18 protein-coding genes are annotated in these 21,930 nt (G+C 64.3%); 12 read left to right on the top strand and 6 right to left on the bottom strand.

Annotation, left to right across the window (positions count from 1 at the left end; all coding sequences use genetic code 11):
• The first annotated feature begins 16 nt into the window (after nucleotides 1-16).
• The gene (locus tag L0U82_RS24015; protein ID WP_233835167.1) at nucleotides 17-3,439 is read left to right on the top strand and encodes an alpha/beta fold hydrolase; all 3,423 of its coding nucleotides are present in this window, start codon (nucleotides 17-19) and stop codon (nucleotides 3,437-3,439) included.
• A gap of 187 nt (nucleotides 3,440-3,626) precedes the next feature.
• Complete coding sequence (locus L0U82_RS24010) at nucleotides 3,627-4,409, top strand: substrate-binding domain-containing protein (protein WP_233835165.1); 783 nt, start codon at nucleotides 3,627-3,629, stop codon at nucleotides 4,407-4,409.
• 95 nt (nucleotides 4,410-4,504) lie between these two features.
• Here the strand turns inward: L0U82_RS24010 and L0U82_RS24005 are convergent, their stop codons facing one another.
• Entirely contained in the window at nucleotides 4,505-5,929 is a 1,425-nt protein-coding gene (locus L0U82_RS24005) for an FAD-binding oxidoreductase (RefSeq protein WP_233835163.1), read from the bottom strand.
• The gene (locus L0U82_RS24000) at nucleotides 5,926-6,915 is read right to left on the bottom strand and encodes an isopenicillin N synthase family dioxygenase (RefSeq protein ID WP_233835161.1); all 990 of its coding nucleotides are present in this window, start codon (nucleotides 6,913-6,915) and stop codon (nucleotides 5,926-5,928) included. Before L0U82_RS24000 ends, L0U82_RS24005 begins: the two co-directional genes overlap by 4 nt.
• A gap of 345 nt (nucleotides 6,916-7,260) precedes the next feature.
• Between L0U82_RS24000 and L0U82_RS23995 the strand changes: the two genes are divergently transcribed.
• The 5 genes from L0U82_RS23995 to hutC (L0U82_RS23975) all read left to right on the top strand — a co-directional run bounded on the left by L0U82_RS23995 (nucleotide 7,261) and on the right by hutC (L0U82_RS23975) (nucleotide 11,207).
• Nucleotides 7,261-8,088, top strand: coding sequence for a transporter substrate-binding domain-containing protein (locus tag L0U82_RS23995; protein ID WP_233835159.1), 828 nt, complete (start codon nucleotides 7,261-7,263; stop codon nucleotides 8,086-8,088).
• 88 nt (nucleotides 8,089-8,176) lie between these two features.
• Entirely contained in the window at nucleotides 8,177-8,827 is a 651-nt protein-coding gene (locus L0U82_RS23990; protein ID WP_233835157.1) for an amino acid ABC transporter permease, read from the top strand.
• Nucleotides 8,828-8,843: 16 nt separating this feature from the next.
• Entirely contained in the window at nucleotides 8,844-9,506 is a 663-nt protein-coding gene (locus L0U82_RS23985) for an amino acid ABC transporter permease (protein WP_233835155.1), read from the top strand.
• A 13-nt stretch (nucleotides 9,507-9,519) separates the two neighbouring features.
• On the top strand, nucleotides 9,520-10,398 hold the full coding sequence (locus L0U82_RS23980; RefSeq protein ID WP_326489759.1) for an amino acid ABC transporter ATP-binding protein: 879 nt from the start codon (nucleotides 9,520-9,522) through the stop codon (nucleotides 10,396-10,398).
• On the top strand, nucleotides 10,395-11,207 hold the full coding sequence (hutC, locus tag L0U82_RS23975; protein WP_233835153.1) for a histidine utilization repressor: 813 nt from the start codon (nucleotides 10,395-10,397) through the stop codon (nucleotides 11,205-11,207). The genes L0U82_RS23980 and hutC (L0U82_RS23975) overlap by 4 nt, the downstream gene beginning before the upstream one ends.
• Nucleotides 11,208-11,253: 46 nt before the next feature.
• Here hutC (L0U82_RS23975) and hutC (L0U82_RS23970) read toward each other — a convergent pair whose 3' ends face one another.
• From hutC (L0U82_RS23970) to L0U82_RS23955, 4 genes are all read right to left on the bottom strand, one after another.
• Nucleotides 11,254-11,937 (bottom strand): histidine utilization repressor, encoded by a 684-nt coding sequence (gene hutC, locus L0U82_RS23970; protein ID WP_267929800.1) that lies wholly within the window; start codon nucleotides 11,935-11,937, stop codon nucleotides 11,254-11,256.
• A 288-nt stretch (nucleotides 11,938-12,225) separates the two neighbouring features.
• Entirely contained in the window at nucleotides 12,226-12,906 is a 681-nt protein-coding gene (locus L0U82_RS23965) for a methyltransferase family protein (RefSeq protein WP_233835149.1), read from the bottom strand.
• Between the two features lie 47 nt (nucleotides 12,907-12,953).
• Nucleotides 12,954-13,790, bottom strand: a complete 837-nt coding sequence (locus L0U82_RS23960; protein ID WP_233835147.1) for an arylamine N-acetyltransferase family protein — start codon at nucleotides 13,788-13,790, stop codon at nucleotides 12,954-12,956.
• Nucleotides 13,791-14,040: 250 nt separating this feature from the next.
• Nucleotides 14,041-14,760, bottom strand: a complete 720-nt coding sequence (locus tag L0U82_RS23955) for a hypothetical protein (RefSeq protein WP_233835145.1) — start codon at nucleotides 14,758-14,760, stop codon at nucleotides 14,041-14,043.
• Between the two features lie 325 nt (nucleotides 14,761-15,085).
• On the opposite strand from L0U82_RS23955, the gene L0U82_RS23950 reads away from it, so the two are divergent.
• From L0U82_RS23950 to L0U82_RS23930, 5 genes are all read left to right on the top strand, one after another.
• Nucleotides 15,086-16,603 carry a carbohydrate porin gene (locus tag L0U82_RS23950; RefSeq protein WP_233835143.1) on the top strand — a complete coding sequence of 506 codons (1,518 nt, stop codon included), beginning with the start codon at nucleotides 15,086-15,088 and terminating at the stop codon, nucleotides 16,601-16,603.
• 195 nt (nucleotides 16,604-16,798) lie between these two features.
• Nucleotides 16,799-17,896, top strand: a complete 1,098-nt coding sequence (locus tag L0U82_RS23945) for a hypothetical protein (RefSeq protein WP_233837471.1) — start codon at nucleotides 16,799-16,801, stop codon at nucleotides 17,894-17,896.
• A gap of 28 nt (nucleotides 17,897-17,924) precedes the next feature.
• Nucleotides 17,925-19,220 (top strand): iron uptake transporter deferrochelatase/peroxidase subunit, encoded by a 1,296-nt coding sequence (efeB, locus tag L0U82_RS23940; RefSeq protein WP_233835141.1) that lies wholly within the window; start codon nucleotides 17,925-17,927, stop codon nucleotides 19,218-19,220.
• Between the two features lie 70 nt (nucleotides 19,221-19,290).
• Nucleotides 19,291-20,322: an iron ABC transporter substrate-binding protein gene (locus L0U82_RS23935; protein WP_233835139.1), complete on the top strand. Its 1,032-nt coding sequence runs from the start codon at nucleotides 19,291-19,293 to the stop codon at nucleotides 20,320-20,322.
• Complete coding sequence (locus L0U82_RS23930) at nucleotides 20,323-21,927, top strand: ABC transporter permease (protein WP_233835137.1); 1,605 nt, start codon at nucleotides 20,323-20,325, stop codon at nucleotides 21,925-21,927.
• Nucleotides 21,928-21,930 lie beyond the last annotated feature (3 nt).

Genomic DNA, 21,930 nt, shown 5'->3' with positions numbered 1-21,930 from the left:
AGACGAGGTGGTCCTGATGAACCGCTTATCGAGCGCGCCGACGGCGCTGCAACCGCACTACGAGGTAGTCGTGATTGGTTCGGGCTACGGCGGCGCGATCGCCGCGAGCCGCATGGCACGCGCCGGACGTAGCGTATGCGTGCTCGAACGCGGACGCGAATTCATGGCCGGCGAATATCCGCGCACGCCGGTGCAGGGCGTGGAGCAGATCCAGTACAACACGGCCATGGCGCAGATCGGTTCGCCGCTCGCGCTGCTGGAAGTGCACGTGAACGACGACGTCAACGCGGTAGTCGGCTGCGGTCTGGGGGGCACCTCGCTGATCAATGCGAACGTCGCGCTCGAAGCCGACCCGCGCCTGTGGGACGACCCGCGCTGGCCAGCCGCGCTGCGTGACGACAAGGCCGGCCGCGACAAAGGCTATGAGCGCGCGCGCAAGATGCTGTCGCCGTCGCCGGTCCCCGCCGACTTTCCGACGCTGCCGAAGCTGCAAGCGCTCGAACAATCGGCACAGGCGCTCGGCATGGCCGACCGCTTCTGCCGGCCGCCGATCACCGTCACGTTCAAGGCCGGTCCTAACGCGGCCGGCGTCGAGCAGCAGCCGTGCGTCGGTTGCGGCGATTGCAACTCGGGTTGCAACTACGATGCGAAGAACTCGACGCATATGAACTATCTGCCCGATGCGGTCGCGCACGGCGCGCAGATTTTCACCGGCACCGCCGTGCATTCGGTGTTGCGCGATCCGGATACCCAGCAATGGAAGATCAATTTCCAGCTCGTGGCGCTCGGGCGCGAAAGCTATGACGCACCGGATCTGTTCGTGCTGGCCGATATCGTCATCGTCGCGGCGGGCACGATCGGTTCTTCGGCGCTGCTGCTGCGCTCGCGCGAAGCGGGCTTGAGCACCTCCGATATGCTGGGCCGGCATTTCACCGGCAACGGCGACGTGCTCGCGTTCGCGTACAACACGAAAGAGACGATCAACGGCGTCGGCTGGGGCCCGCACAAGAAGGGCGACATTCCGGCGGTCGGGCCGACCATCACCGGGCTGATCGACAATCGCGCCGCGAAGTACGTGCCGAACGTCAAGGATGGCTATGTAATCGAGGAAGGCTCGCTCGCGGGCGCTGTCGGCGAAGCGCTGGTCGGCATGCTCGGTGCGGTCGCGCCGTTCGAAGGCATCGATCCCGCCGGCCCGCCGTCGCTGCTCGAACGCGCCGCCTACGAGGCACGCAAGCTTGAGAGTGTGATTCGCGGCCCGTATCACGGCGCGCTCAATCACACGCAAAGCTATCTGGTGATGGCGCACGACGACGAAAACGGCCAGATCAAAATCGGCGACAAAGGCCGCGCGCGCATCGAATGGAAAGACGCCGGACGCCAGCCCGTGTTCCAGCAGATCGAAGATGTGCTGATCAAGGCCACCGTGCCGCTCGGCGGCAAATATCTGCGCAATCCGATTTCGACGCCGATTGCCGGCCGGCGCACCGTGACCGTGCATCCGCTCGGCGGCTGCGGCATGGGTGAGGATGCCGCGCGCGGCGTGGTCGATCATCAGGGCCGCGTGTTCAGCGGTGCGGCCGGCGACGCGGTACACGACGGTCTCTATGTGATGGACGGCGCGGTGATGCCGATGTCGCTCGGCGTGAATCCGCTGCTGACGATTTCCGCGCTCGCCGAACGCAATTGCGCGCTGCTCGCCCAGGCGCATGGCTGGCCGATCGATTACGCGTCGAAGGGCACCGCCGCCACGCCGCCCGAGCAGAAAATCGGCCTGCGCTTTACAGAGACGATGGTCGGCACTTACTCGTCGACGATCGCTGGTGCACCGGTGAAGAGCCCGATCGAATTCACGCTGACGGTCGAGTCCGACGATCTCGCCGATATGCTCGCCAATCCCGATCATCTGGCGCGCACGGCCGGCACGCTGACTTGCCCCGCGTTGTCCGCTCAACCGCTGACGATCACGAAGGGCACGTTCAACCTGTTCATCGTCGATGCATCCGATGTGGACGAGCGCAACATGACATACCACATGACGCTCAATTCGGCCGAGGGCAAGACCTACTATCTGACCGGCAAGAAGATCATCACGCGCACGTCGCCGATCAACCTGTGGGAGCAGACCAACACGCTGTATGCGGAGATTCGCGCGGAAGCAGCCGACGACGCGCCCGCGCTCGGCACCGCGACGCTGATCATCACGCCGGAGAACTTCCTGAAGCAACAGCGCACGCTCGAAGTCACGCACGCGCCCGATCTGAAAACGCGCCTCGAATGGACGCTGAAGTTCGGCAAGTTCTTCGCCGGCGTGTTGTTCACCGAGTACGGCGGCGTGGCCGCACCGCTGCAGTTCCTCGATCCGAACCAGCCGCCGCGCGCGAAGCGCTCGCTGCGCGCGCCGCCGCCGCAAGTCACGTTCTTCAAGACCGTCGACGGCACCACGCTGAAACTCACACGTTACTTCGATCAGGCTGCCGGCAAGCCCGCGAAGCCGCTGCTGCTGATTCACGGCTCGGGCGTATCGAGCCGGATCTTTTCGACCGATCTGATTGCGACCAACCTCGTCGAATATCTGTGCGCATCGGGCTACGACGTATGGCTCGTCGATCTGCGCGTCAGCATCGAACTGCCGAGCGTGCTGGTGCCGACCAATGTCGACAAGGTCGCGCGCGAAGATATTCCCGCCGCGGTCGCGAAGATTCGAGAATTGACCGGCGCGCCGAACATTCAGGTACTCGCGCATTGCATGGGCGCGTTGGCGTTCAGCATGTCGCTGATGCAGGGGCTCGACGGTGTACGTTCGGCGGTGATTTCGCAGGTATCGACGCATCCGGTGCCGGGCACGCTGCAACGCATCAAGGCCGGCTTGCATATTCCCGATCTGATGCAGCATCTGCGCGTGCGCGATCTCACCGCTTATACGCAGGAAGATTCGTGGCCCGATAACCTGCTCGACGAAGCGTTACGTCTCTATCCGATCGATCACGACGAGGGCTGCGGCAGTCCGATCTGTCATCGCGCGACGTTCCTGTACGGCTTGCTGTATGAACACGAAAAGCTCAACGAGACGCTGCATGAAAACCTGCAGGAACTGTTCGGCATTCACGACATGGCGCTGTTCAAGCATCTGGCCGCGATGGTGCGGGCGGGCAAGGTCGTCGATGCGAACGGCGACGACGTTTATTTGACCGGCGCGAACGGCATGAAGGGACTGGAGGGCATGCGTCTGCCGATCGGCTTTATCCATGGCGAGAAAAACGAAACCTATCTGCCGAAAAGCACCGAGCTCACCTATGACATGCTGCGCGGCCGCTTCCCCGAGCAGCCTTATGAGCGGCATCTGATTCCGGGCTATGGACATATTGACTGTATGTTCGGCAAGAATGCGGCGGTCGATGTTTATCCGGTGATCGTGCAGTATCTGAATGCGCATTGACGGGCGCGCAATGCACGGTGCGTAATCTGCGCGTCGCGGGTTTTCCGCGCGCGCGCCTTCCGGTATGGTTGCTGTTGAGCGACGCGTGGCTCACACCGCGCGTCGCTTTCATTGCGCCTTCATTCATTTCGAACGCGTTTTCCATACGCCTCGTACACGCCACGTTTCGCACACTCCCCCTCCTCCGATGAAAAAATTCTTCCTGGCCGTATTCACCGCCGGCCTGCTTGGCAATACCGTCGCCGCGACGCAGGTGCAGGCAGCGGACCTTCATGTGATGACATCAGGCGGCTTTACCGCCGCCTATCAGGTACTCGGGCCGAAGTTCGCGGCATCGAGCGGCAACACGCTCGATACGATCCTCGGGCCGTCGATGGGTCAATCGCGCGAAGCGATTCCGAACCGGCTCGCGCGCGGCGAATCCGCGGACGTTGTCATCATGGTCGGCTATGCACTCGACGATCTGATCAAGCAGGGTAAGGTGATCCCCGCTTCGCGCGTGGAGCTGGCCGATTCACGCATCGGCATGGTGGTGCGCGACGGCGCGCCGAAACCCGACATCAGCACGGTCGAAGGTTTGAAGGAAGCGCTGCTGCACGCGAAATCGATTGCCTATTCGGACAGCGCGAGCGGTGTCTATATTCAACGCGAGATGTTCAAGCGGCTCGGCATCGAAGACCAGGTCAGCGCGAAGGCGAAGATGGTGCCGAAGATTCCGGTCGCGTCAGTCGTGGCGAACGGCGAATACGAAGTCGGCTTCCAGCAGGTCAGCGAGTTGCTGCCGGTGAAGGGCGCGGCCTTCGTCGGCAAGATTCCGGAGTCGGTGCAATCGGTCACGCGCTACGCCGCGGGTATTCCGGTCAATGCGCCGCATCCGCAAGAAGCCAAGGCGCTGCTCGACTATCTGGCGTCGCCCGCCGCGCAGCAGACGGTTCATGCGACCGGCCTCGATTCGGTCAGCACGCATTGACGATCGATACGGCGCACGTGAGGGCTCTTACAAAGTGCCCCTACGGGTGCCGTATTTTCAATCGGCGTGCCCACCTCGCCCACTACGTCCACCAATCAGAACAGCTTACCCGGATTCAGAATGCCGTGCGGATCGAGCGCGTGCTTGATCGCGACCATCGCCGCAAGCTCGGCCGGCGAACGCGAAATCGGCAAAAACTCGCGCTTGAGCAAACCGATGCCGTGTTCCGCCGACACCGACCCGCCCAACGGCCCCAGCATCTCGTAGACGAACGCATAGACCGCGTGATGGTCGATGCCCGGTACCGAATGACCGTCCACCGTCAGATGCAGATTCGAATCGCCGATATGCCCGAAGAAATACGATTCGTTGCCGGGCCAGCGCTGATCGAGCGCCGCGCGGCAACGATCGACGAACGCACCAATGCCGCCGATCGGCAGGCTCACGTCGAAGTTGATCGGATCGAGCTTGACTGGAAACTCCGCGGTGCATTCGCGAATCGCCCATAGCGCACGCGCATCGGCAACCGACTGCGCGATCACCGCATCGCGTAGTGCGCCCGCTTCGAGCGCTTCGGTCAGCGCTTGTGCAAAGCGCTCGCCGTTGTCGTTCGCGTCAAAGCCCGCGTGCTCGATCAACGCATACAGCGGATGCGACGCGTCGAACGGCGAGCGCGTGCCGGTCAGCTTCACGCCGAAGTCGTAGAAGTCCGGCCACATGATCTCGAACGCGCCGATATCGTTGCCAAAGCGTGTCGTCAGACGGCGCAGCAGGTTCACCGCGGCATCGTAATTATCGAACGCGACGAGCGCCGTATGCCGCGCCGCGCGCCGCGGATGCAGCCGCAGTACCGCGCGCGTGATCACGCCGAGCGTGCCCTCCGAACCGATGAACCAGTGCTTCAGGTCATAGCCAGTATTGTTCTTGACCATCTTGCCGAGCGAACTGAGCACGTCGCCGTTCGCGAGCACCACTTCGAGCCCGAGCACCTGGTCGCGCGCGGTGCCCGACTGGATCACGCGATTGCCGCCGGCGTTGGTGGCGAGATTGCCGCCGATCTGACACGAGCCGCGCGCGCCGAGATCGAGCGCGAGTTCGAAACCCGCCTGCTCGGCGGCCTGCTGCGCCCTTTGCAACGTGGTGCCGGCGCGCACGGTCAGGGTGGCCGACGCGGTGTCGAGCTCTTCGATGCCGGTCAGGCGTTCGAGAGACAGCGCGATATCGGTGGCACGCGCAATCGCGCCGCCCGCGAGTCCGGTCATACCGCCCTGCGGCACCACCGGTTGATGCGCGGCGTGACAGATCGCCAGCGCGCGCGACACTTCTCCGGTCGTGCGCGGCAGCAGCAGTGCCACCGGCCGCGTCGGCTCGTGACGCGTCCAGTCGGTCATCGCGTGTTCGCCGATCTGCGCGCCGACGCGTACCGCGTCTTCGCCGAGTGCGGCGCGCAATGCATCGAGTGTCGCGGCAAGCGGCGCAGCCGCGGTGGTTGTGTCGTCAGTGATGCCGTGATCCGTCATGCAGGGGTTCCTTGTTGCGTCGAAGCCGCGTGTTTCTTGCGATAGCCCATCGAATCGTTGATGCGGCCGAGAATGTAGTCGCCGGCGGCGACAGGTTGATATTTGACCTGCGCGTCGCTCGCGCCGAGTTCGCGCGGATCGACGAGCGCGCCGTAGGTCGGATCGTAGAACGTCGCGATCGAATAGCGCTCGCGCCCCGACGCATTGATCACGCGATGCAACGTCGAACGGAAGCGGTCATTGGTCCAGCGCGCGAGCAGATCGCCGACGTTCACGACGAAGCTGCCTTCCACCGGCGGAGCTTCGATCCACGTATCGTTGGCGATTTCGCGCACCTGCAGACCGCCCACCTGATCCTGCCACAGCAGCGTGATGCAGCCGTAGTCGGTATGCGGCGCGACACCGAACTGATCTTCGTCCGATTGCGGCGGCTGCGGCGGGTAATACACCATCTGCGTGCGCTGCATCCGCTTCGTGTAGCGCGGCGCGAAGAAATTCTCATCGACGCCGAGGCTCATCGCAACCGCGCGCAGCAGATCGGCCCCGCACGCGCCGACCGCTTCGTAATACCCGTACAGCACCGGCTGCAACTCGGGCATGAAGTCCGGCCAGTTGTTCGGCCCGCGCAGCGCCTGGCCCGCGAGCACGTCGGGATCGTCTTCCGGCAATTCGAGGCCGATGCTGAAGAACTCCTTGTAGTCGGGGCGTTTGGCCTGATACATCGTCGCGTCGCCGAGCGCATTGAAACCGCGATGCCGCTGATTGACCGCCGCGCGCCGCTTGGTGTCGACCGGGAATGCAAAGAACGTGCGCGCGGCCTGCGCGGCCGCGTCGATCGTCGCTTGCGGCACGCCGTGATTGACGATGTAGAAAAATCCGATCGTCGTACACGCTTGATGAATTTGCGTCGCGACGCGCCGCAGTGCCTGCGGATCGCCCGCGCGTACGCCGGCAAGATCGATGATCGGAATGCGGGTCACGGACATCGCGCTGCTCCTTCAGGGATCGAGGGGATGAGTGATATCGGCCGCGACAATTCACCTGCTCATTCAGCAGATGAAAAACGCCGCGCGAGGTTTCGCGAAACGTGTGCGAAAGACACGCGACGTGGCCACTTGCATTGCAGTTGTATATACCGCCAAAAGCACACCCGCAAGTTGCATTTAATGCCTGCATATCAGGGCTTTTCTCTACTCGTTCGGCGATTTATTTTCCGCCGGAAACGCGGTATATACTGCCCTGCATGAACCGCGACGCGCGGCGCGCGCGACGGGTTCTGAGACGATTTCAACAACCCGACAGCTCAATACCTGTTCGCCCCGGAGAATCCCATGCGTATCTTTGCAGGCTGGAAATCGAGTCTGGTCATGGTCGCGCTGTGCGCGGCAAGCGTCGCCGCTTACGCCGACGATCAGCTGACCAAAGTGAAGAAAGCCGGCGAACTGGTAGTCGGCACCGAAATGCAGTTCGCGCCGTTCGACTTCCTCGAAAACGGACAGCAGGCCGGCTTCAACAAGGACCTGTTCGCGGAGATCGGAAAGGAACTCGGCGTGAAGGTACGCTTCATCGATCTGCCGTGGCCGAGCGTATTGCCGGGGCTCGAAGCGGGCAAGTTCGACATGGTCGGCGGCCCGCTGACGGTCACGAAAGCGCGCATGGAACGCTACACGTACACGCTGCCCGTTGCCGACGCAACCGACGCGCTTCTCAAGCGCGCGAACGATGCGTCGATCAAGAAGTCGGCGGATATCGCGGGCAAGACGGTCGGCGCGGGCAAGGGCACCGCGCAGCTCGATCAGTTGAAGAGCTATACGGCCACGCTGCCGAAGCCGCCAGAAATCCGCGAATACGTCGACAACAATCAGGCTTACGCGGACCTCGCTGCCGGCCGCATCGCGGCGGTCGCGAACTCGGTGACCAACATCGCGTATGTCGCGAAGCAGCGCCCGGAAATGTTCGCGGTCGTACAACCGCCGTTCGGCGCGAACGTGTATTTCGCGTACGCGCTGCGCAAGGACGCGGACAGCAAGCCGCTCGCCGACGCGTTCAACGCCGCGCTCGTGAAGATGCACAACGACGGCCGCCTCGCGACATTGCAGAAGAAATGGTTCGGCGTCGCAATGGATGTGCCGACCACGCTGCCCACGCCGAACTACTGAGCGCGTCTGATGCGGGCGATGCGCGTTTCGTCATCGCCTGCGTCGCCCTTTCCGCTTCACTAGCACGGGCTCGCTGACCGTCACCATCATGTTCGACACGACCGTCTTTATTCAGGGCCTGCCGCTGCTATTGCACGCGGCGCTCGCCACCATCGGCATTTCGCTGACGGGGCTCGTGATCGGCTTTTTCGTCGGCATCGGCGTGTGCAGCGCGCGGCTCTCGCAGCATCGCGCCGCGCGTCTCGCGGGCGGTGCGTATGTGTTCTTCTTTCGCGGCGTGCCGATGCTCGTGCAACTGCTGCTCGTGTACTACCTGCTGCCGTTCGCGGGTATCAACGTGTCGCCGATCATGGCCGCGATCAGTGCGGTGTCGTTGTGCTCGGCGTCGTATATCGCCGAGATTCTGCGCGGAGGCTTTCTGAGCATTCCGCCCGGACATCTCGAAGCGGCTCGCATGCTGGGGCTTTCGCCGCTCGATACGCTGCGGCGCATTCTGGTGCCGCAGGCATTCCGTCTGACGCTGCCGTCGCTCGTCAACGAAATGGTGCTGTTGATCAAGGCGTCGTCGCTGATCTCGGTGGTCGGCGTCGCCGAAATCACCCGCACCGCGCAGAACATCGCCGCGAGCACGTACCGGCCGCTTGAAGCGTATGTGGCGGCGGGGCTCATCTACTTCGTGATCTGCGGCACGCTCGCGCTCGTCGCGCACGCCGCCGAATACCGTTTGCAGCACGCCTGACCGAGCCGCACTCCCTATGCAAACGTTCGATCCCACCGTCATCACGCACAACCTGCAGCCGATCGCCACCGGCCTCGCGACGACGCTCGGCAGTTGGGCCGCGGGCGTCGCGATCGGTCTCGCGATCGGCTTTCTGATCGCGGTGCTGCAACTGTTCTGCGGACGCTGGGTGCGCGGCCTGTTGCGCATCTATATCGAGCTGTTTCGCGGCACGCCGTTTCTCGTACAACTGTTTCTGCTGTACTACGGCGGCCCGTCGATCGGTCTCACGCTCGAACCGATGACGGCAGGCATACTCGGCCTCGGTCTGTATGGCAGCGCGTATTTCGCCGAAGCGTTTCGCTCCGGTTTCCAGTCGGTGCCGCGCGGCCATCTCGAAGCGGCGTCGTGTCTTGGGCTCACGCGCTGGCAAGCGATCCTGCGCATCCAGGCGCCGCAGATGCTGGTGCTGATCGTGCCCGCGCTGACCAATCTGATCATCGTGTTGAGCAAGGAAACCGCGGTGCTGTCGATCGTCACCGTGCCCGAACTCACGTTCGTGCTGACCGGCATCGGCTCGGCCACGTTTGCTTTCGTCGAAACCCTGCTGGTGCTGTGCGTGTGCTACCTCGCGCTGGTCGAGCTGACCTCGCGCGCGGGCATGTGGGCCGAAGCCCGCCTCGCGCGCTTCATGGCATGATCCAGGAACCCCTATGAACGCCATCGCCGACATGCCCTCCTCCATGTCTCCCGCCAGCGCCGCGATGCAAGGCTCGTCTCAGGCCGCGCCGCTGATCGAAGTGCGCGATCTGCGCAAGCGCTTCGGCGAGGTCGAAGTATTGCGCGGCGTCGATCTGGACATCGCGCGCTCGGAGGTGGTCTGCATCATCGGGCCGTCGGGCTCGGGCAAAAGCACACTGCTGCGTTGCCTCGCCGCGCTCGAAACCTACGATCAGGGCGACGTGCGTATCGAAGGCGAACTGCTTGGTTATACCGAGCGCAATGGCCGCCGCGTGCGCGCGTCGCAAGGTGAAATCAATCGCGTGCGCCGCAATGTCGGCATGGTGTTCCAGCAGTTCAATCTGTGGCCGCATATGACGGCGCTCGGCAACGTGATGGAAGCGCTGTTGCGCGTACGGCACCTGTCGAACGATGAAGCGCGCCGCCGTGCGAATGCGATGCTGGAGACGGTCGGTCTCGCGCATAAGGGCGACGCGTATCCGGCGAAGCTGTCGGGTGGTCAGCAGCAGCGTGTCGCGATTGCGCGCGCGCTGGCGATGGAGCCGCACATCATGCTGTTCGACGAACCGACTTCGGCGCTCGACCCCGAGTTGGTCGGCGAAGTGCTGCAGGTGATGAAGCAACTCGCGCGCGACGGTATGACGATGGCGGTGGTCACGCATGAAATGGGCTTTGCCGCGCAAGTCGCCGACAAGGTGGTGTTCATCGACCAGGGGCGCATCGCCGTGCAGGGCAAGCCGCGCGAAGTCTTTCACGACGCCGCGCAGCCGCGTCTGCGGCAATTCCTGCAGAACTACTTCGACCGCAATGCGTTCTGGACGCGCGGCCCGGACGACACCCAGCCGCTATGAGCACGACCGTTCGTCCTAAACCTCACGGCAAGTCCGTCGCGAGCGCGGTAAGCGCCGCGGCCGGAAGCGCGCGCGGCGCTGGCGAGCCGCCGGCCGCGCGCTACGAGCAGGTCAAGCAGCACATCCGTCAGATCATCGATTCGGGCGAGCGCCAGGCAGGCGATCGGCTGCCCTCTGAGCTGGACCTCGTCGCGACGCTCGGCGTATCGCGCATGACGGTCAATCGCGCGCTGCGCGAACTCGCCGATGCGGGGCTCGTCACGCGCGTGTCCGGTGTCGGCACCTTCGTCGCGCCGAACAAGCCGCAATCGACGCTGCTGATGATCGCTCATATCGGCGACGAAATCCGCTCGCGCGGCCATGCCTATCGTTGCGACATGGTGTTACTGCAGCGCGAAACCGCGTCAGTCACGGTATCGAATGCGTTGGGACTCGCGCCCGGCGCATCGGTGTTCCATGTGGTCTGCGTGCATCGCGAGAACGGTCTGCCGGTGCAGCTCGAAGATCGCTACGTGAATCCGGCCGTCGCGCCGGATTTTCTACAGCACGATTTCTCGGCGCTGAAGCCGTCCGAATATCTGCTGACGGTCGTGCCGATGCACGATCTCGAACATGTGGTCGATGCGGCGCTACCCACACCATCCGAAACCGAACTGCTCGAAATCTCCGCGGAAGAACCGTGCCTGACACTGACGCGCCGCACGTGGACGAATGGCGTCGCGGTGACGTTCGCGCGTTTCGTGCATCCGGGCTCGCGCTATCGGCTCGGCTGCCGCTTTTCGCCGAATACGTCGCAACGTCAGGGCTAACTTCGGCGCTAACTTCGAAGCCAACGCGCGCGGCTAAAAAACACCGCTACACCGTTCCCGCCAGATGGAAACGCGACGCCGGATGCCACAGCTGCACCGACGTCGCGACGTTTTCGCCGACCCATGTGCGCCGCCACAGCAACAGACACGGCTCGCCGATATCCATCATCAGATGCCGCCGTATGTAGGCATCGGGCTTCTGCGCATAGATGCGAAACTCGGCGCGCTGCACCGGCGCGAGCCGCACCATGTAGTGATTCGGTGTTTCGACCGAAAAGTCCTGTTGCAGGTATTCCGGAAACACCTTGGGATTTACGAAGCGGTCCTCGTACTGGATCGGCTCGTCCTCTTCGCTGTGTACGATGCACGAGTGAAACGCGGGGCCGCTCGCGAGACCGAGCGCTTCGAGCGCATCGGGGTCGTCGCTCGGTTCGAGCGTCAGCACGCGCGCCGCGTGGCGATGACCGCGCGCGGCGATTTCATCGGCGATATTGCGGATTTCGAGCACCGTCGATTCATAGCGCTGCGGCGCGACGAATGTGCCCGAGCCTTGCACCCGTGTGAGCACGCGCTCGGCGGTCAGTTCGCGCAATGCGCGCGACACCGTCATGCGCGCAACGCCGAATTCCTTGACCAGCTCCGTTTCGGATGGGATCAGCCCGCCCGGCTTCCATACGCCTTCGCCGATGCGCTGCATCACATAGCGTTTGATCTGTTCATAGGCGGGCAACGCCTTGACGGGTGTGTCGCGATTGCGTTCGGCGTCGGGGTTGGCGGGATCCGGCTTGTGCTCGGCCTGCGCGGTGGGTGCGCGGTGCGTCGGTATCGTTGTTTTCACTCCAAACCTCATGGGTGGTGCGCCGGTCGTGCAGGTTATCGATCGTGGCCGAATTCTCCGGCGGCCGGGCCCAATCTTACCCGGTTCGGCGACACCGACGAACGATTTGTCGGCGTGGGTTCGTGGCGGCCTGCCCTCAAGAACCGCCACGCTTGCATCGCGCCTACACCACTCGCCGCGCTACCAGATAAACGGCACGAAACGGTAGCGCACCCGCTCCATGTACTCGACGTAGCCGTCGAGCTGTTCGGCGAGCACACGCTCTTCGCGCAGCGCGCGCCAGCCGAACGCATACGCCATCACGGGCACCGCGACGAGTCCCCACCACGAGCCGAGCATCAGCGGCGAGCCGAGAAAGAATAGCAGCGCGTCTGCGTACATCGGATGGCGCACGTATGCATACGGACCGGTATCGGCCACCTTATGCCCACGGCTCGCCTGGATCTTGACGGTCGGTGCCGCGTAACTGTTCGCGCGAAACACCGAGCGGCACGACACGATGCACAGAAACACGCACAGTGCGCCGAAGATCACGAGCCAGAGCGGCAACGGCGCGGACCAGCGAAAGCGCATTGCGTCGACGCCCATCAGGATCATCCAGACGACCCACACGATGCCGACCGCGGCCACGAACAGACGATCCCAGCGGCTCTGCTGCGCCTGCATGAACGGCGAAAGCCGCTCGGCGAGCAGCGCGGGATCGTAACGCGCGAGCCATACGCCGATCCACAGGCTCAACAGCGCAAGCTCGATCAGATACCACCATGCGGCCGGCCACGCGAACGTGCCGGCCGCGCCGAACAGCAGCACGCCCATGAACACCAGCCAGGCAAGCGTTTGCACGATCATGCGCGTGAGCATCGCGGCGCTCCTTCATAAGTTCTGTTATGTGGCCACTCGCGCGTCGGTTACGCGGTCTCGTCACGCGTGCGCACGCGCTCGAATACGTCGGCGATATCGATGCCGTCGAGTTTCAAACCGAAGCGCTCGCGCAGACAGTCCGCGAGTTCGGCGGCACTCTCGATGCGCCGCTCGGCGACCAGTTGCCCGGCACCATCGCGCTCGTTCAACTGATCGTTGAACAGCGTGACGCACACGCCAGGAAATACGCGGCACACGATCAGGCTATGCGTGAACATCGAATCCGGCGACGCCGATGTGTACCAGTTCGACGTCTCGTAATCGATCCATTCGACCGGGCGCAGATCGATGCGATAGACCGGCGCCCAGCTTTCGCCCGGCACCTGCACTTCGAGATACAGCATGTCGTGCCCGGCCTCGGCGAGACGAAACGTGCCGAGCGGAAGCGGCTGCGCGAGCGCTGGAATCAGACGCAGCGGCGCGGTCAGCGTCACGCTGCCGAAGCCGACATCGGCGATCCACGCATCGCCGTCGATATCGATACGCAGCACCATATGCGTGCGCGGTGTGATCGCGCCGCGTTCGCGGCCCCACAGCACGCGCCCGAGCATCGGCGTGATTTTGAAGCCGAGTTGCATCAGCACGTTTGCGAACAGCGTGTTGTGTTCGAAGCAGTAGCCGCCGCGCTGTTCGCTGACGAGCTTGCGTTGCAGCGATTCGAGATCGAGCCTGACCGGTCGGCGCGTCAGCGGATTCAGATTCTCGAACGGGATGGCCGCGGGATGCAGCCGGTGAATCGCCCGCAGCACGTCCAGTGTGGCCGTACGCGGGCCGGTGTAGCCGATGCGGGCGAAATAGCGGTCCAGATTCACGGTGTCTGACATCGGCGAGGTTCCAGTTGGTTTGCGTATGCGGCGTGCGCGGCCAGACGGCCGGCGACGCTAGCGCTGGCGCGCGTCACGCGCGCCAGCCGGTACGCCGGGCGCAACGATCATAGCTGCTTTTGGCGTGTGCGCGACACAGCGTGGCCACGCCGTGAAGCAGTGTATTTCCGTAGCCGCGCGCGGTGCCCGCTAGCCGCATACGTCGATGTGTTGATCAGCTCCGCACGCCGCACGACAGGCACGCGCCCGCCTACATCCCCTGCAACGCCGACGTCGCGATCGACGGCACCGTAATCCCATGGCTCGACGCGAACTGCACCGCCGAACTGAGCGTCGACATCAGCGACTGCAACTGCCCCGGCGCCGACTGCGCGATATACGACGCGCTTTGCGCGGTCTGCGGATTCACACCGGATTGCAGCAGCGCGGTCGGACTCATCTGACCGATGCTGCCGAGCCCTGATTTGAGGCTCGAATACTGGCTCACGCCCTTGCCGAGCGACGACAGTCCGTCGGTGAACGCCTGCTTGTCGACCGGTGTCGACGACGCGCCGCCGCTCGCGTGACTCGCGAACGCATCGGTCAGCTTCTGCGACAGCGACTGCTGCGTGCTGCCCACCTGCGTCAACTGACTCACCGACGGCGTACCGCCGCTCAGCAGCCCCGCAGCCTGCTGCGCCTGACCGGCCGCGCTCGTCATGCCCATCGCCGACGCGAGGCTCGACTGCCCGCTCAGCACCTGCTGGTTCGCGCCCACGTAACTCTGCAGCAACTGCGACACGCCCCCCGATGAAGTGCTTGCTGTATTGCCGCCCAGCGCATTACCCAGCGCGCCGGCCGCGCCGCCTCCGGCCGAACTGTCGCCGCCGCCGACACCGAACTGCTTCAGGTTCAACTGCGCGTGCGCCGCGCCGCCCAGCCACAGACCCGCGCTCGTCAGCAGCGAAATCAGAAGAATGCGTCGATTCATTTCCATCTCCTTATCTGGCTTACGGGTTAATCGTGCGCTTCGACAAGTCGCCTCGGTACACGTTCTGTATAACCACAGCAATACGCTTCAATTACATCGACATTAACGACCGGTTACCGGCTAGTACGTTTTCCCAGCAATCCGTAAATCGTAGGTTTATATGTCAGTAATATTGTTGAGAATCGTTCTCATTTGTGTTGACTCTGCTAGTAGCGATGAGTACGATCACCGCATCTACTGCTTGGGTTCAGAGAAGTACGCGAATTCGCGTCAGCCAGTCGCACCATGGCTTAGATCAGTCGAAACAACACTAAAAAGGATCTCGATGAAGTTCGCCCAACTCAATGGACAACGCGCACGCGCTTTGCGTGACCTCCCGGCGCGCGTCGGCGCAATTCATCGTACGCGTTTGCCTTCGATGCGGCGCGTCGCGCTCTGCACCGCGTTCGCGTGTGCTTCGCTGGCCGCCAGCGCGGCGATGGCCGAAGCCAATCCCGATGCGACCCCGGAAGCGCCCGAAGCAGACCTGAAAATCCAGGCGACCCAGACCAACCAGTGGACCGGTTTCTGGAATCGTCAGCAGATGCTCGGCGACATGGGCGGCCTGCGTCCGTGGCTCGGCAAATATGGCGTGACCTTCACGCTGACCGAGACCAGCGAGGTGCTCGCGAATCTGCGCGGCGGTCTCGCGCGCGGCGCGGACTACGACGGCCTTACGACCGCCACCGTGCAGATGGATACGCAAAAGGCGTTCGGCCTGCAAGGCGGCCTCTTCAATGTCAGCGCGTTGCAGATTCACGGCGCCAATCTGAGCGCGAACAAACTCGGCACGCTGAATACGGCAAGCGGCATCGAAGCCGATGATGCGACGCGTCTGTGGGAGCTGTGGTATCAGCAGTCGTTCCTGAACAAGCGGATCGACATCAAGGTCGGTCAGCAGAGTATCGACCAGGAATTCATCACCAGTTCGTACTCGGCGCTGTTTCTCAACACGATGTTCGGCTGGCCCGCGCTGCCGTCATACGACATGCCGTCGGGCGGCCCCGCGTATCCGCTGTCGGCGCTCGGCGTGCGGGTGCGCGGCCAGATCACGCCGTCGCTGACCGCGCTTGCCGGCGTGTATTCGGGCGATCCGCTCGGCAACAATCCCGACAACATGAGCGGGACCAACTTCAACCTGCACAACGGCGCGTTGTGGATCGGCGAGTTGCAGTACGCGATCAATCAGCCGGCCGACGGCGAAATGGTCGGCATGGGCAACACCGGTCTGCCGGGCACCTACAAGATTGGCGTCTGGTACAACACCAACAAGTTCCCGGATCAGCGCTACGACACGCTGGGTCTGTCGCTCGCGAATCCGGCGTCGAACGGTATCCCCGCGAATCACAGCGGCAACTACAGCATTTACGCGGTCGCCGACCAGATGATCTGGCGTCCGGACCCGGACGAGCCGCGCAGCCTCGGCGTATTCGCGCGCGTGATGGGCGCGCCGGGCGACCGCAATCTGGTGCAGGTCGCGGCCAACCTCGGCGTCGTGCTGAAGGCGCCGTTCAAGGGCCGCGACAACGACAGCGCGGGCCTCGCGCTGACGTACATCAAGGTCGGCAGTCACGTGAACGGGCTCGACCAGGACTTCCTCGCCTTCAACGGCCCGCCGTACGGCGTGCGCACCAGCGAAACCACGCTCGAAGCGACCTATCAGTATCAGGTCAATCCGTGGTGGCAACTGCAAGCCGATGCGCAATACACGTTCAATGCCGGCGCCGGCCAGAACCCGAACGACCCGACGCAGCCGCTGCGCAATACGTTCGTCGTCGGCGTACGGACCATGATCAATTTCTGATACCGCGTACGGCAGCCGCTACGACACCACGCGCAACCACATGCAATCACACGCAACCACACGCTCCCCCGGACCCGCGCTTCCCATGCCTTCGATCCCCACCGCCCCTATCGCTTTGTGCACCCGCACGGAGGCCCAATCGTGAACCACCTCACGCGCATGCTCTGGCCGCGCGCCGCGCGCACCCTGCTGGCCATGACGGCAGGCGCCGCCGTCCTCGCGACAGCCGTCGGCGCCCATGCCGAGCCACAAGGCTTCCTCGAGACCATCAAGCATCACACGACGCTGATCAACACCGTGCCCGACAACGGCGATCAGAATCCGTACGCGCTCGTGGTCGCGCCGGTCAGCGCGGGCACGATCAAGCAAGGCGACGTGCTGATCGACAACTTCAACAACTCGACCAATCTGCAGGGCACCGGCAGCACGATCGTCAACTATCACCCGGACACGAAGCAGATGACCGTGTTCGCGACGGTGCCGCGCGATCTGAAGGAATGCCCGGGCGGCATCGGCCTATCGACTGCGATGACGATGCTCAAGTCGGGCTGGGTGATCGTCGGCAGCACGCCGAGCAATGACGGCACGACCGGCACCAAGGGCGCCGGCTGTCTGATCGTGATCGATCCGCAGGGCAAGATCGCCTCGACGATCTCGACGCCGAACATCAACGACCCGTGGGGCAACATGGCGGTCGTCGACAACGGCACGAGCGCGACGCTGTTCGTCAGCAACGCGGGCTTCGGCGTCGGCGGCGCGGACGGCACGCCGCCGGTGTTCAAGCAGGCCACCGTGCTGCGTCTCGACCTCGACGTGCCGGAAGGCAAGCCGCCCGTCGTGAAGAAGGAAACCGTGATCGGCAGCGGCTTCGGCGCGCAGGCCGACAGGGGCGTGTTCCTCGTCGGGCCGACCGGCCTCGCGCTGTCGGGCGATCAGAAGCTGCTGTACGTGTCCGACGCGATCGGCAACCGCATCACCGCGATCGACGATCCGCTCACGCGCGACACCAGCGCGGGCGTCGGCCGCCAGTTGACCGCCGACGGCCTGCTGCATCGTCCGCTTGCGATGGTGACCGCGCCGAACGGCCACCTGCTCGTCACCAACGCGCTGAACGGCCAGGTCGTCGAGATCGATCCGGCGACCGGCAAGCAGTTGTACGCACGCTGGATCGATACCGACAAAGCGCAATCGCCACCCGGCAACGGCGACCTGTTCGGTATCGCGATGACGCCGGAAGGCGACGGCTTTTACTACGTCGAAGACGACGTGAATACGCTGGTGCTCGCGAAATAAGCTGGCGAATCATGAAGGTGAAGTGACCATGAACAACGATCAACCCCCACGGCCATCGCGACGCGGCTTTCTGAAAGCGGGCGGCGCGGCGGTGGCGGCCGGCCTCGCGACATCGCAGGCCGCGCTCGCGAAAGCGCCCGCTCATAGTGCGCCAGTCGCCGATCCGCAACTCGCGGTCGAGCCGTTTTACGGCGCGCATCAAGCCGGCATCGTCACGCCGCAGCAGAGCCATACCTATGTTGCCGCGCTCGATCTGACCACCGACAAGCGCGACGACGTGATCGCGCTGTTGCGCACCTGGACCGAAGCGGCCGCGCGTCTGACGCAAGGCGGCACGGCCGCCGCGTTGCCGGCGGGCGATGCCGGCGACAACCAGGCCGCGCCCGATTCCGGCGACGTGCTCGGGCTTGGGCCCAATGGCCTGACGATCACGTTCGGCTTCGGCCCCGGCCTGTTCACGAAAGACGGCAAGGACCGCTACGGACTCGAATCGCGCCGCCCCGCCGCGCTCGTCGATCTGCCGCGCTTCAACGGCGATCAGCTGATCAAGGAGAAGACCGGCGGCGACCTCTTTATCCAGGCCTGCGCGAACGACGCGCAGGTTGCGTTTCACGCGGTGCGGCAACTGTCGCGCCGCGCGTACGGCGTCGCGACGATGCGCTGGGGCCAGGCCGGGTTCCTGTCCGGTCCGCGCGGCCAGACGCCGCGCAATCTGATGGGCTTCAAGGACGGCACCAACAATCCGTCGATTGCGAAGCCGGCGCTGATGAACCAGTTCGTCTGGGCACGCGCGAGCGACGACGCGCCGTGGATGGAAGGCGGCACTTATACGGTCGTGCGCCGCATCCGCATCACGCTCGAACACTGGGACAACACCGAGCTTGGTTTTCAGGAACAGGTGTTCGGCCGTCACAAGTACAGCGGCGCGCCGATCGGCGGCAAGAACGAGTTCGATCCGGTCGATCTGAAAGCGGAAGACAAGGACGGCAATCCGGTGATCGCGGAGAACTCGCACGTGCGGCTGTCGAATCAGGCGACCAACGACGGCGCGCAGATTCTGCGCCGCTCGTATTCGTACAACGAAGGCACGAACTTCTATATCGAGCGCTGGCCGCCGTGGCGCCAGGAAACCGAGTACGACGCGGGGCTGATTTTCATCGCGCACCAGAGCGACCCGCGTACCGGCTTTATCCCGATCAATAACCGCCTCGCGAAGTTCGACATGATGAACCAGTTCACGACGCACGTCGGCAGCGCGATCTTCGTGGTGCCGCCGGGCGCGAAGCCGGGTTCGTATGTCGGCGCGGGGCTGTTCGAAGCGTGACGAAGCAATGAAGCACGCCGGGCGTGCCGCGCCCGGCTCAACCAACACCAACACTACGGACTTCAGCAACATGGCTTATTCCTGGTTTGCCACCCGCCTGCGCGCGCTCGGCGGCGTAGCCGCGCTCACGTTCACCGCGCTCGCGACGATGCCGTCGGCGGCCCATGCGGCGTCGATCACGCTGTACAACGCGCAGCACGAGCAGGTCGTCAATCTGCTCGCGAAAGACTTCGAAAAAGAGTCGGGCATCTCGGTGAAAATCCGCAACGGCGAAGGCCCGGCGCTCGCCGCGCAGATCGTCGCGGAAGGCGCGGCGTCGCCCGCCGACGTGTACTTCACGGAGAACTCGCCGGAGCTGATGCTGCTGGAAGAAAAAGGCCTGCTCACGAAGGTCGACGCGGCGACGCTCGCCGCGGTGCCGGCGCGTTTCAACTCGCCGACCGGCGTGTGGGTCGCGGTGACCGCGCGTGAGAACGTGCTCGCGTACAACACCGCGAAACTGCAGGCGTCGCAATTGCCGACATCGCTGTTCGATCTCGCGAAGCCGGAATGGAAAGGCAAGGTCGGCATCGCACCGAGCGACGGCGACTTCCTGCCGCTCGTGAGCGCGGTGCTCGCGCTGAAGGGCGAGGAACAAACGCTCGCATGGCTCAAAGGCCTGAAGACCAACTCGCAGATCTTCGACGACGACGAAGGCGTGGTGGCCGCGGTCAATCGCGGCGCGGTCGCGACCGGTCTGATCAACAACTACTACTGGTCGCGTCTGCACGCGGAAATCGGCGACGCGAAAACGCGCAGCGCGATCTATCACTTCGGCAACGGCGACGCGGGCGCGCTCGTCAACGTGTCGGGCGCGGGCGTGCTGAAGACAGCGCACAACCCGGACGGCGCGCAGAAATTTCTCGCCTATCTGGTCAGCGAACGTGCGCAGCAACTGATGGCCAATAGCCACGTGATGTTCGAATATCCGCTGCACGCGGGCGTCGCGCCGGACCCGGCGCTCAAGCCGCTCGCCGAACTGAGCCCGCCCGCGCTGACGATCCAGCAACTCGGCGACGACAGCCAGGCCGGCAAGCTGCTGCGTCAGGCCGGTCTGCTGTAAATGAGCGACGCTCTGTCAGCCGGTTCGCCGGCTGTCTCCCTCGCCCCGGCGCGCGCTCGTAAGCGCGCGCCGCGCGGTCTGTTCGCGGCGGCGGCACTCAGCGCGTTGCTGGTGCTGCTGCCGATCGCGTTCACGTTCTGGCGCGCCGCGAGCTTCGGCGTCGGCGACGCGCTCGATCTGATCTGGCGTCCGCTCGTCGGCGAACTGCTCGTCAATACGGTGCTGATTACCGTTGCGACCACGCTCGTGTGCGCGGTGATCGGCACCGCCGCTGCGTGGTTCGTCGAGCGCACGAATCTGCCCGGGCGCCGCGCATGGGCCGTGCTGTGCGCCGCGCCGCTCGCGATGCCGGCTTTCATTTCGAGCTATGCATGGGTGTCGTTGAGCGAGGATCTGCAGGACTTCAACGGCGCCTTGCTGGTGCTCACCTGCGCGTATTTTCCGCTCGTCTATCTGCCGGTTGCCGCCGCGCTGCGCGGCATGGACCCCGCGCTCGAAGAAAGCGCGCGCGCACTCGGCTGCAATCGCTGGAGCAGCTTCGTGCGCGTCGTGCTGCCGCAACTGCGGCCGGCGCTGCTCGGCGGCATGCTGCTGGTCGCGCTCGGCGTGCTGTCCGAGTTCGGTGCCTTCACGCTGTTGCGCTATCGCACGTTCACCACGCAGATCTACGCGGAATTCCGCACCAGTTTCGATGGCGGCGGCGCATCGCTGCTGGCCTGTCTGCTGATCGCGATCTGCCTCGTCGTGCTCGCATTCGAGTTTCGCGTGCGCGGCGCGGCGCGCTATGAGCGCGTCGATCGCGGCACTCGCCGCGCGGTGCTGCGCTACGAACTCGGCGTATGGCGCTGGATCGTCGTCGCGGGCTTTGCGCTACTCACGCTCGCGACGCTCGGCGTGCCGCTCGGCATGATCGGCTTCTGGCTCACGCAACCGGGCGCCGCCGCGGTGACGCCCGCCGACGTATCGCCCGAACTGCTGCTGAACGCAACCCTGTCGTCGCTCGGCTTCGGCCTCGCCGCCGCGTTGCTGACCACGCTGCTGGTGGTGCCGCTCGCGTTCTTGCTGGTGCGTTATCCGACGCGCTTCGCGACGCTGTTCGAACGCAGCGTGTTTCTCGCGCAGGGTGTGCCGGGACTCGTGATTGCGCTGGCGATCGTGTCGCTCGCGGTGCATGCGCTGCAGCCGCTCTATCAAAGCGCGACGCTGCTGGTCATCGCATACGCGATCCTGTTCATGCCGCTTGCACTCGTCAGCGTGCGCGCCGCGTTGATGCAGGCGCAGCCGCGCCTCGAAGAAACCGCGCGCGCGCTCGGGCTGAACTGGACGCAAACGCTCGTGCGGGTGGTGCTGCCGCTCGCCGGCCCCGGGCTCGGCGCGGCCGCGGCGATGGTGTTCATCTCGGTCGTCACCGAATTGAACGCGACACTGCTGCTATCGCCGCTCGATACGCAAACACTCGCGACCCAGGTGTGGGCCGATACGTCGACGATGGCGTTCGCGGCCGCCGCGCCGTATGCGGCGCTGCTCACCGGCATTTCGCTGTGTGCGTCGGGCCTGCTGTTCATGCTGTTCGGCCGCTCGGCGCTGCTCGGCGACCGCGGTTGAATC

The organism is Paraburkholderia sp. ZP32-5, assembly GCF_021390495.1.
Classification (GTDB): domain Bacteria; phylum Pseudomonadota; class Gammaproteobacteria; order Burkholderiales; family Burkholderiaceae; genus Paraburkholderia.
Note: the sequence above shows the minus strand (reverse complement) of the source record. Positions and strands in the feature narration are given on the sequence as shown.

What these genes read in the sequence shown, in the direction of transcription:
- L0U82_RS24015 (WP_233835167.1), top strand. Translation starts at nt 17, where the DNA reads ATGAACCGCTTATCGAGCGCGCCGACGGCGCTGCAACCGCACTACGAG.
- L0U82_RS24010 (WP_233835165.1), top strand. Translation starts at nt 3,627, where the DNA reads ATGAAAAAATTCTTCCTGGCCGTATTCACCGCCGGCCTGCTTGGCAAT.
- L0U82_RS24005 (WP_233835163.1), bottom strand. Translation starts at nt 5,929, where the DNA reads ATGACGGATCACGGCATCACTGACGACACAACCACCGCGGCTGCGCCG.
- L0U82_RS24000 (WP_233835161.1), bottom strand. Translation starts at nt 6,915, where the DNA reads ATGTCCGTGACCCGCATTCCGATCATCGATCTTGCCGGCGTACGCGCG.
- L0U82_RS23995 (WP_233835159.1), top strand. Translation starts at nt 7,261, where the DNA reads ATGCGTATCTTTGCAGGCTGGAAATCGAGTCTGGTCATGGTCGCGCTG.
- L0U82_RS23990 (WP_233835157.1), top strand. Translation starts at nt 8,177, where the DNA reads ATGTTCGACACGACCGTCTTTATTCAGGGCCTGCCGCTGCTATTGCAC.
- L0U82_RS23985 (WP_233835155.1), top strand. Translation starts at nt 8,844, where the DNA reads ATGCAAACGTTCGATCCCACCGTCATCACGCACAACCTGCAGCCGATC.
- L0U82_RS23980 (WP_326489759.1), top strand. Translation starts at nt 9,520, where the DNA reads ATGAACGCCATCGCCGACATGCCCTCCTCCATGTCTCCCGCCAGCGCC.
- hutC (WP_233835153.1), top strand. Translation starts at nt 10,395, where the DNA reads ATGAGCACGACCGTTCGTCCTAAACCTCACGGCAAGTCCGTCGCGAGC.
- L0U82_RS23965 (WP_233835149.1), bottom strand. Translation starts at nt 12,906, where the DNA reads ATGCTCACGCGCATGATCGTGCAAACGCTTGCCTGGCTGGTGTTCATG.
- L0U82_RS23960 (WP_233835147.1), bottom strand. Translation starts at nt 13,790, where the DNA reads ATGTCAGACACCGTGAATCTGGACCGCTATTTCGCCCGCATCGGCTAC.
- L0U82_RS23955 (WP_233835145.1), bottom strand. Translation starts at nt 14,760, where the DNA reads ATGAATCGACGCATTCTTCTGATTTCGCTGCTGACGAGCGCGGGTCTG.
- L0U82_RS23950 (WP_233835143.1), top strand. Translation starts at nt 15,086, where the DNA reads ATGAAGTTCGCCCAACTCAATGGACAACGCGCACGCGCTTTGCGTGAC.
- L0U82_RS23945 (WP_233837471.1), top strand. Translation starts at nt 16,799, where the DNA reads ATGACGGCAGGCGCCGCCGTCCTCGCGACAGCCGTCGGCGCCCATGCC.
- efeB (WP_233835141.1), top strand. Translation starts at nt 17,925, where the DNA reads ATGAACAACGATCAACCCCCACGGCCATCGCGACGCGGCTTTCTGAAA.
- L0U82_RS23935 (WP_233835139.1), top strand. Translation starts at nt 19,291, where the DNA reads ATGGCTTATTCCTGGTTTGCCACCCGCCTGCGCGCGCTCGGCGGCGTA.
- L0U82_RS23930 (WP_233835137.1), top strand. Translation starts at nt 20,323, where the DNA reads ATGAGCGACGCTCTGTCAGCCGGTTCGCCGGCTGTCTCCCTCGCCCCG.